1 protein-coding gene is annotated in these 2,935 nt (G+C 36.8%); it reads left to right on the top strand.

Annotation, left to right across the window (positions count from 1 at the left end; genetic code table 11):
- Positions 1 to 146: 146 nt before the first annotated feature.
- Positions 147 to 2,935, top strand: a 2,789-nt coding sequence (locus ABFR62_13885) for a VIT domain-containing protein (GenBank protein ID MEN8139508.1), incomplete at its 3' end; no start/stop codon positions are given.

Here is a 2,935-nt window from a genome sequence, read left to right on the forward strand (position 1 = left end):
ACAGGAATTAAAAGTTGAGTTATAAAAATGGCATAATTATTGACTTGATATATTCAAATTTGAAACCTTAACTGAATTCACCGTTTAAAACTATTAGTTAAGATGCTCCATTTTTGAAAAAAGTATTAACCTCTAAATAATATGCAATGAGAATAATCTTAGCCCTAATTGGAATTTTACTTTATCAACAATCATTCGGACAGGTTCCGATACTAAACATCGACAATAAACAAGAAAAACACAGCCTGGCAATTACCCAAATGAATATAGATGTTATTGTAAGTGCTAACGTAGCAACTACAACTTACGATCTTGTATTTTTCAATCCTTTTACACGCGATATGGAAGGAGAACTGTCCATGCCGATGAACGAAGGTCAGGAAATAAGCAGATATGCTTTGAGTGTTAACGGGAAACTCCGCGAAGGTGTAATTGTTGAAAAAATTAAGGCAAGGCAGACTTATGAAGCTGTTGTCAGACAAAACATAGATCCGGGTATAGTTAATATTACGAAAGGCAATTTTTTTAAAACCAAAGTATATCCTATTCCGGCAGGAGGAACTAAACGTGTAGTTATTGCAGTATCAGAAACTCTAAACGGCGATGAGAATAATTTATATTACACTCTGCCAATAGAATCGAAAGAAAACATAGCTTCTTTTAAGCTCGATGTAAAAGTGATAAAAAATAAGGGGAGTGATTATAAAATCACATCCGGTTTCGAAAATATTGAATTCGACAGTGAGGACGATGCATATATTTTAAGCCTGGAGAGAGAAAACTTTAAAACGGCAAAGCCTTTAAAATTTACCATACCCCGATTTGCAAAATCGGACCATCAGCTTTTTACATGTGATGTTGACGGAAAGACTTACTTCTATCTGACTACAAAAGCACCAAAGCTTAAAAAAATCGCAAAAAAAACAGTAAAAAACATCACCGTTTACTGGGATAATTCATTCTCGGCCGACAAGCGTGATTTAGAGAAAGAACTGAAACTGCTTGAAACATACCTCGAATCATTAAAGGGCAGAAAGAATATTTCGCTTATCAGCTTTAACTATAAAGAGGAGGCCCCCAAAAGTTTTACAATAGATAAAGATGCGGCTAAGCTTTTGAACTATATCCGTAATCTAAAAAATGACGGTGCTACTTCGTTCAACAACATAAAACTGAGCCACAATACAGACGAAATACTAATATTCTCAGATGCCGTAAATACCATAGGCAAAAGTGAAATAAAAACTAATAAAATTCCGGTATATACAATTGTTTCAGTGGCAGGAAGCAACTATTCGCTGTTGAAGAAAATATCGTCCGAAACAAACGGGGAATTTATAAACCTGAATATGCTTTCGGTAAAACAGTCCCTGGAAATTTTATCTTATGATCAGGAGAAGTTTCTGTCGTATTCATATAATAATACGCAAATAGCCGAAGTGTACCCAAACAGGCCAACACGTATCGGTAATTATTTTGAAGTAAGCGGTATTATAAAAAGTGATAACCTGCCTCCCGGCAAGGCAGGAGCTAAACTTAAGATTAACTACGGTAGCAATAAGGGAATTACAGCCACTCAAAGTTTCGAAATAAACAACGAATCAACTGCCCCTGTTTCGCGTATCTGGGCAGGCAAAAAGATTGAGAGCCTTATGTTTGATTATGAATCTAACAAAGAAGAGATTCTCAAACTAAGCCAAAAGCACAATATTATTACAAAAAACACTTCTTTTATTGTTCTCGACAGAATTGAGGACTATGTTATGCATAAAATTCTTCCTCCTGAAGAACTTCGCGAGACTTACTATAACTTATTGGCAAAACAGGAAAAGAACAAAAAAGAAGCTCCCGACAGGTTAATGGAAGAAAATGAAAAACGAATTAACAGGTTAAAATCATGGTATGAAAAGCCACCCAAAATTTCTTCGAATAATAAAGGAAACAGAGCTAATAATACTGTTTTTGAAGATGAAGAGGCTATACCGGTAAATGAAAGATCTGAGAATCCACCTCCTCCTCTAAGAGGATCAAATGAAAGTTACGATATGATGCCTCCGCCTCCGCCACCACCGGCCTCACAACGAACAGGCAACAGCGAAGACGAGTATGATTTTGTATTAAACGACGAGGTTGCTCTGGAGGAAGAAGAGGAAGTTTATAATTTTAGAGTTGTTGAAAAAAGGAGTAATCAGCGTAGTAAGTCTAAAATAAAGGTTCTGGCCTGGCAACCCGATGCACCATACATGAAAACTCTCAGAAAATTAGAGGCCAAAGATCTGGACTCAGCGTATTTCGAACTAAAAAAAGATAACAAAACCCGTCCGGCATTTTATATTCAGGTATCCGAACTGTTATTCGAAAAAAAACAAAACAACAAGGCTATTCGTGTTTTGTCGAATACGGTTGAGCTGGATCTCGAAAATCCTGAGTTGTTGAAAACTGTTGCCCGGCGCCTTCTTAACAATGGCGAATACGATATGGCAATTAAGATATTTACCGAGGTAAAAGAGTTGAGGCCCGAAGAACCGCAATCGTTCAGAGATCTGGCACATGCCTATTCACTTAGCGGACAGTATCAGAAAGCTCTTGATTTGTATCTGTATATAATAGAACACAGGTGGAACAGGTTTGAAGAGATAAAGGATATTGTTTTCAACGAAATGAACAACCTGATTGCTTTACACAAAGATGAACTGAACATCAGCAAGGTGGATAAAAAGTACATTAAGGCAATGCCGCTGGATGTTAGAATAACTCTGGAGTGGAGTTCTAATGATAATGATATCGATTTGTGGGTAATTGATCCCAACGGCGAAAAATGCTATTATCAGCATAAGGCCACGAAAATAGGCGGTAAAATTAGTTATGATTTTACACGGGGATACGGTCCTGAAGAGTTTTCATTAAAAGAAGCCATCAGAGGAACATACACCGT

The sequence above is a fragment of the Bacteroidota bacterium genome (genome assembly GCA_039714315.1).
Lineage (GTDB): Bacteria > Bacteroidota > Bacteroidia > Flavobacteriales > JADGDT01 > JADGDT01.